The sequence below is a fragment of the Faecalicoccus sp. genome, from assembly GCF_036552745.1.
In the GTDB taxonomy this organism is placed as follows: Bacteria; Bacillota_I; Bacilli_A; order Erysipelotrichales; family Erysipelotrichaceae; genus Faecalicoccus.
In genome coordinates, this window is record NZ_JAXKBY010000099.1 from 1 (window position 1) to 6,432 (window position 6,432).

Annotated in this window: 6 protein-coding genes; all 6 read right to left on the bottom strand. The window is 39.0% G+C overall.

Annotated features, from left to right (window positions below):
* Positions 1-110 precede the first annotated feature (110 nt).
* On the bottom strand, positions 111-323 hold the full coding sequence (locus tag U0M88_RS04860; RefSeq protein ID WP_022790655.1) for a helix-turn-helix domain-containing protein: 213 nt from the start codon (positions 321-323) through the stop codon (positions 111-113).
* Positions 324-490: 167 nt separating this feature from the next.
* Entirely contained in the window at positions 491-1,819 is a 1,329-nt protein-coding gene (locus tag U0M88_RS04865) for an MATE family efflux transporter (RefSeq protein WP_442902233.1), read from the bottom strand.
* A 14-nt stretch (positions 1,820-1,833) separates the two neighbouring features.
* Positions 1,834-2,553, bottom strand: coding sequence for an NAD-dependent protein deacylase (locus U0M88_RS04870; RefSeq protein WP_117446372.1), 720 nt, complete (start codon positions 2,551-2,553; stop codon positions 1,834-1,836).
* Between the two features lie 40 nt (positions 2,554-2,593).
* Positions 2,594-2,962: a hypothetical protein gene (locus U0M88_RS04875; protein ID WP_331869087.1), complete on the bottom strand. Its 369-nt coding sequence runs from the start codon at positions 2,960-2,962 to the stop codon at positions 2,594-2,596.
* A 127-nt stretch (positions 2,963-3,089) separates the two neighbouring features.
* Complete coding sequence (locus tag U0M88_RS04880; protein ID WP_331869088.1) at positions 3,090-5,651, bottom strand: ATP-dependent Clp protease ATP-binding subunit; 2,562 nt, start codon at positions 5,649-5,651, stop codon at positions 3,090-3,092.
* Between the two features lie 353 nt (positions 5,652-6,004).
* Positions 6,005-6,432 (bottom strand): hypothetical protein (locus U0M88_RS04885; protein ID WP_331869089.1); only part of this gene is annotated, 428 nt, incomplete at its 5' end.

The following is a 6,432-nucleotide window of genomic DNA, read 5'->3' on the forward strand; positions in this document are numbered from 1 at the left end:
ATCAAGAGATGAACTGGGGATTTTTATTATTTAGGGGTTCATACACATATAAAAAGGGACTAATAGTCCAAAGTAGTTCAAAAACTACTCAACTGTTAGACCCCCTTTTTTTAATATGGCTCTTTTTTGTCCGTTCGATTTAAAAGATAGTCAACACTGGTATTGTAGTAATCTGCCAGTTTTACAAGCTGTTCCAGGGGAATCGCGCGGTCATCATTTTCGTACCTAGAGTAGGTTCTTTGCGTGACGTTAAGATACTTAGCAATTTCGGCTTGCGTCAGATCGTTGTCTTCTCTTAAATCTCTTATCCTCTTCAGCTTCATAGTGAATCCTCTAACTCTATTTCATAATAATTATATATTACTTGAAAAGAAAACAGACAGTTTAGGTCAAAACGGACTAATCTGCTATGTTTCTAAGTTCAATGGATTTCCGTTAAGAAAGTGTTAAATCCCAAGCTTTTTTCCAGGAAAGTGGGGCACTATACCCACTAAAACGCTTTCTCTTTCCACTTTCCATAAGCCAGACCAACCGCATCTGCCAAAAACCATCCAATCGGGATCGACCACCAAATGGCCAGTGTTCCAAACCTTGAAGCAAGCATATAGGATAAAACAACACGGGTTCCTAAAGAGATTACGGTCAAAACAACAGATATGCCGGCCTTGCCGATACCTCTGTAGTATCCATACAACAAAAACAAACAACCGATTCCCACGTAACAAGCCCCTTCTACATGCAGATATGTGACACCCTCGCTAATGATCTGGGTTTGTTGAGGATCAATAAATAAACTCATCAATTGTGGCGCAAAGACAAATACCAGAACTGAAATGAAAACACAGAATAAAAATGCGATACCAATCGCACTGCGCAGTCCTTTTTGCATTCGATCGACCAGACCGGCTCCTTTGTTTTGGGCAATATAAGTTGAAAACGCATTCCCAAAATCCTGCACCGGCATATAGGCAAAGGAATCGATCTTTACGGCTGCCGCAAAAGCGGACATCGTTACAACGCCAAAAGTGTTGACTAGCCCCTGTATCAACAGAATACCAAAGTTCATGACACTTTGTTGAATACATGTCAATAAAGAATAACTGGTAATTCGCCGACAGATGTCTTCATCATAATGCATATGTTTTCTAGAGGGCAAAATCCTTCTTTGTCTGATAAAGACATAAATCAACATTCCCAATCCACTAAAAGCCTGTGATATAAGTGTCGCAATGGCAGCGCCATTCACAGACATGTGCAAGCCTAAGATAAAATATAAATCTAATATAATATTTGTCACAGCGGCAACCCCTAAAAAATACAAAGGTGTTTTCGAATCTGATAAGGCACGAAGTACCGAGGCAAAATAGTTATATAAAAACGTAAAGAAAATACCTAAGAAGATATAAAACAAATATGCTTTCGTATAAGCATAAATTTCCGGTGGAATATTCATAAATCGTAAAATGGGATCCATCCCTGCAAGACAGACTGTTTCCAAAAGCAGGCTTAAAATACCAATGCCCGCAAAGGAAAGAAAAAAGGCAATTTTCATACGATCAAAGTCTTTAGCACCATACAACATCGAAAATAATACGCCGCTTCCCATACATAAACCAAGAATGATGGAATTCAAAAATGTCATTAGAGTAAAAGCAGAGCCTACAGCTGCCAAAGCATCTGCACCAATGCATTTACCGACAATCAAAGTATCTGCCACATTGTAAAGCTGCTGAAGCATATTGCCTAAGATCATGGGAAGTGCAAACAGAATCAAGGACCGTGTGACCGGTCCCTGAAGTAAACGTGTATCCAAATTCATAATCTTTTCAATCTTTAGAAAACAGCCTTTGAAAGAACTTCTCCTATGGCATCATGAATCACAAGATCAGCCATACCATCTCTATCGGTGCTGGACTTATTGATCAATACAAGATCCTTCCCATGAAAATAATCCAGTAAACCAGCGGCCGGATAGACCACAAGACTTGTTCCTCCCACAATCAACATATCTGCCTGCTCAATGGCCTGAATGGCACCATACAATACATTTTGATCCAAACCTTCTTCATATAAGACAACATCGGGTTTAATGATGCCGCCACACTTTGGACAGCGCGGAATGCCATTTTCATCCCGTGCTTCGATAGTTTGATGCAGATCATAATGCGCATGACAATGCATACATGTATTCTTATGAACACTTCCATGCAGCTCAAAAACACGTTTCGATCCAGCCATTTGATGTAAGCCATCGATATTTTGCGTAATGACAGCCTTGCACTTTCCTATTTTTTCAAGATGCGCCAGTGCCAAATGTGCCTTGTTCGGTTTGGCATCCGGATAGATCATCTGATTAAAGTAAAACTCATAAAACTCCTTAGGATTCTGCATAAAGAAGCTGTGCGAAACCATACGTTCTGCCGAGTATCGATATTTCTTTTTATATAAGCCATTATCACTTCGAAAATCAGGAATACCACTCTCTGTGCTGACACCGGCACCACCAAAAAACACAATGTTCTTTGCCTGTTCGATTCTCTCTTTTAAATCCATATTGTCACGCTCCTGTACTTATTATACTCCAAATTTCTTTCTACATGCCGACAAATACCGTTTCAAATACGTATTCTCTTCCCTTTTCATCCATGATGCGAATCGTTGGATCCTCCAAGGTGGAAGTATCCAGGCTGAAAATCAATACATCTTCCTGTACGGAATCTTGTTCTTGAAAATGAATAGTGATCGTATTTCCGTTCTGCTCAGCCTTCACAGTTTTTGGATCAACATGCATGTGATTCATGACAATCATTTGTCCTTTGGATGAATGGATCATATAGAATCCGGTATCATCAAACATAGATACATCAACAGCATTTACATCCATACGTACCATACTGACTTCCTTATTCTGACAACCTAAACACGCCAACAAAAACAATGCACAAATACTCAATTTTTTCATATGATTTACCCTAAAAAATCTTTCCTTCTATCTTTATACTACATTATTTTTATGCAATAGTATAGACGGTATCACTATAGAGAATCTCTCTTTACAAAAAAACAGTCAGATTTCCTGACTGTTCTTTTTAGACTGTTTGTCTTTCCTGAATGTCAAATGTGTAAGCACCATCCACATAGTCAACCGTTAAATCCGATTCTTTAAAAGCACCGACTTCAATGATCTTTTTCGCAATGTTGGTTTCAATCTGACGTTGGATATATCGTTTCATAGGTCTTGCTCCATAAACAGGATCGACACCCATCTTGGCAATCTGGGCATAAACCGCATCTTTGACATAAAGATGAATATCTCTCTTTTCCAAACGCTCTTTTAGCTGATCCATAAATTTATGGGCAATCTTGATAAAGGCACTGTCATCTAAGGCATTGAAGACAATGATCTCATCAATACGGTTGATAAACTCCGGTTTAAAGTGACGTTTAACTTCTTCCATATATTTATCATGATTATTTGCCTCAAAGGCATATTGTGAACCTAAGTTGCTGGTGAGGATGATGATCGTATTAATGAAATCTACGGTCACACCTTTGGAATCCGTAATTCGTCCATCATCCAGGATCTGTAATAAGACATTAAAGACATCTGGATGGGCTTTTTCAATCTCATCAAACAAGACAATACTGTATGGATTTCTTCGTACCGCTTCGGTCAGCTGGCCACCCTCATCATAACCAACATATCCCGGAGGAGCACCGATCAAACGAGCCACACTGTGCTTTTCCATGTATTCAGACATATCGATACGAACGATGTGTCTTTCATCATCAAAAAGCTGTTGAGCCAAAGCTTTGGCAACTTCCGTTTTACCAACACCGGTTGGTCCCAAGAACATAAAGGAACCGATGGGTCTGTTTTCATCCTGAATCTGCGCTTTACTACGTAAGATTGCATCCGTTACAAGCTCCAAAGCCTGATCCTGACCTACGACACGTTTTTCAAGGTTATCTTTTAAGTGCAACAATTTTTCTCGTTCACTTTCGACCAAACGAGTTACTTCGACACCTGTCCATTTAGAAACAACTTTGGCAATCATTTCTTCATCCACAGTTTCCTGAATCAAAGCATCCTCTTTTTGCAAAGCCTGTTGTTTTTTGATACGTGCTTCCAGTTCCGGAATTACAGAATACTGCAGACGAGCTGCTTCTTCATAACGAGCGTCATTTTGTGCCTGCTCTAAATCTAATCGAGCTTTCTCTAACGCTTGTTTGTCTTCTTTGGCATGAGCCAATACCGCTTTTTCGTCTTCCCAGCGTGTGTACATTTCATCTCGTTTGCTTTGCAGCTTACCTAACTTTTCTTCAATTTCCTGACGACGTTCGATCGCCTTTTTATCTTCTTCTTTGGCTAATGATGTCTTTTCGATCTGCAACTGTAAGATCTCCCGCTGCAGCTCATCCAATTCCTGCGGCATGCTTTCCATCTCCACTTTTAAGGTTGCACAAGCTTCATCCACTAAATCAATAGCTTTATCCGGCAGGAAACGATCCGTAATATAACGATCGGATAATGTTGCAGCCGCAATCAAGCTTTCATCCAGGATTCGAACACCATGATACGATTCAAAGCGATCCTTTAAACCACGCAAGATACTGATGGTATCTTCAACGCTTGGTTCCTGTACATTGACCCTTTGAAAACGTCTTTCCAAAGCTGCATCTTTTTCAATGTATTTACGATACTCATTAAACGTAGTCGCACCGATACAATGTAACTCTCCACGCGCCAGCATAGGTTTCAATAAGTTGGCGGCATCCATGCTGCCTTCCGTCTTACCGGCACCAACCAAATTATGAATCTCATCAATAAATAGGATGATCTGTCCGTTTGATTTTTTGACCTCTTCCAAAATAGCCTTTAAACGCTCTTCAAATTCACCACGATATTTGGCACCGGCAATCAGCGATCCCATATCCAGCTCGATCAATCGTTTTTCTTTTAACGATTCCGGCACATCTTTTTTCATGATACGCCAGGCAATCCCCTCTACAACAGCGGTCTTACCAACACCTGGTTCACCAATCAAAACCGGATTGTTCTTTGTTTTACGTGATAAGATCTGCATCACACGACGAATTTCATCATCACGTCCAATGATTGGATCAATCTTTCCATCCTTGACATCCTGTACCAGATCTCGACCATATTTCTTTAAAGCTTCTACATTTTCTTCCGAATTCGGTGTATCAAATTTCTTGCCGTTTCTTCTTTCCAATTCTGCTTCCTTAACTTGTTCTTCCTTTAAGCCAAATGCTTTGACTAATTGTTTTGAAACATAGGAACGATTAAACATCAGGGCAATCCAAAGACTGGCGACACTTAAATACGTTTCATCATGTTGTGCAGCCCATTGACTGGCCTTTTCCATCGACTGTTGTACTTCATTGGAGAAGTTTAAATTAGCGGTTGTGGATTTCGCAATCCGACTGTTTTCCTGCGCAATAATTTGTAATGCTTTATTTTTATCCACCTGCAATCGATCATATAAGCCATCCAACACATCATCTTTAAAGATGGCTTCCAATACATCAATCGTATCGACACTGGCATGTTGATATGATTTTGCCAGGTTTACCGATTCCATTAAAATCTTCTGCAGACGTTCTGACATTTGTTCAAAGTTTACCATAGAGCAACCCTCCTTTTAGCACTCTCTATCTATCTGTGCTAAGTGTATTATAGCATAATTTTTAGCACTGTAAAGAGTTCAGTGCTAAAAATTTTAGAAAAGAAAACTGATGCTCGCATCAGAATTCTAATATCACTTTTTATAAAGTTATTATGTAGAATAAACTATTCTACAATTTTAAATCTTTGTTTTTTTATCTTCCTAATAACTATAAAATGCCTGACTATTTGTTCTATTCTTGCTCTATTTTACATTTGTCCACATTTTATGATGGATAGTAATACAAATGTAAAGTTTAATGCTTTAAAAAAAATAGTGATTTTGGAAATCCCCAACAATCACTATTTCTATGATTATCTCTTATAAAACCATGCTTCAAATTTTGCTTGATTCTCTTTGGAGTGTCGAAAATCTACGACCTGTTTTTTCTGATTTCTGTCTAAATATTCCAGATGAATTCTGGTACTGCCATCATGTGTCATAGAAACTTTTGATGTAGTAAAGCCAATTAAGGAATCAATGGCATTGCGGTTAAAGATCAGTATTCCCGGCTTAAAGAAACAAAGTAACCATTCTCTTTGATCCTCCGGTTTATCCATGTCCTTTCGTTCATCAAATTTTCTCTGGCTTATCCTTTCCTGTTGTCTTAAAAAACGAACGGAACGAATCCAGGGAAAAACTACACTTAAAACGAAAGTCAGGCACACGATGCCGGCAGGAAGAAAGATGGAAGTCTGCCAGCGATCCTTTTGAAAAACATACAGAATGACACCAAATACAA

Bases quoted from the DNA above. Each gene is read 5' to 3' on its own strand.
- U0M88_RS04860 (WP_022790655.1), bottom strand. From the start codon at position 323: ATGAAGCTGAAGAGGATAAGAGATTTAAGAGAAGACAACGATCTGACG.
- U0M88_RS04875 (WP_331869087.1), bottom strand. From the start codon at position 2,962: ATGAAAAAATTGAGTATTTGTGCATTGTTTTTGTTGGCGTGTTTAGGT.
- U0M88_RS04865 (WP_442902233.1), bottom strand. From the start codon at position 1,819: ATGAATTTGGATACACGTTTACTTCAGGGACCGGTCACACGGTCCTTG.
- U0M88_RS04880 (WP_331869088.1), bottom strand. From the start codon at position 5,651: ATGGTAAACTTTGAACAAATGTCAGAACGTCTGCAGAAGATTTTAATG.
- U0M88_RS04870 (WP_117446372.1), bottom strand. From the start codon at position 2,553: ATGGATTTAAAAGAGAGAATCGAACAGGCAAAGAACATTGTGTTTTTT.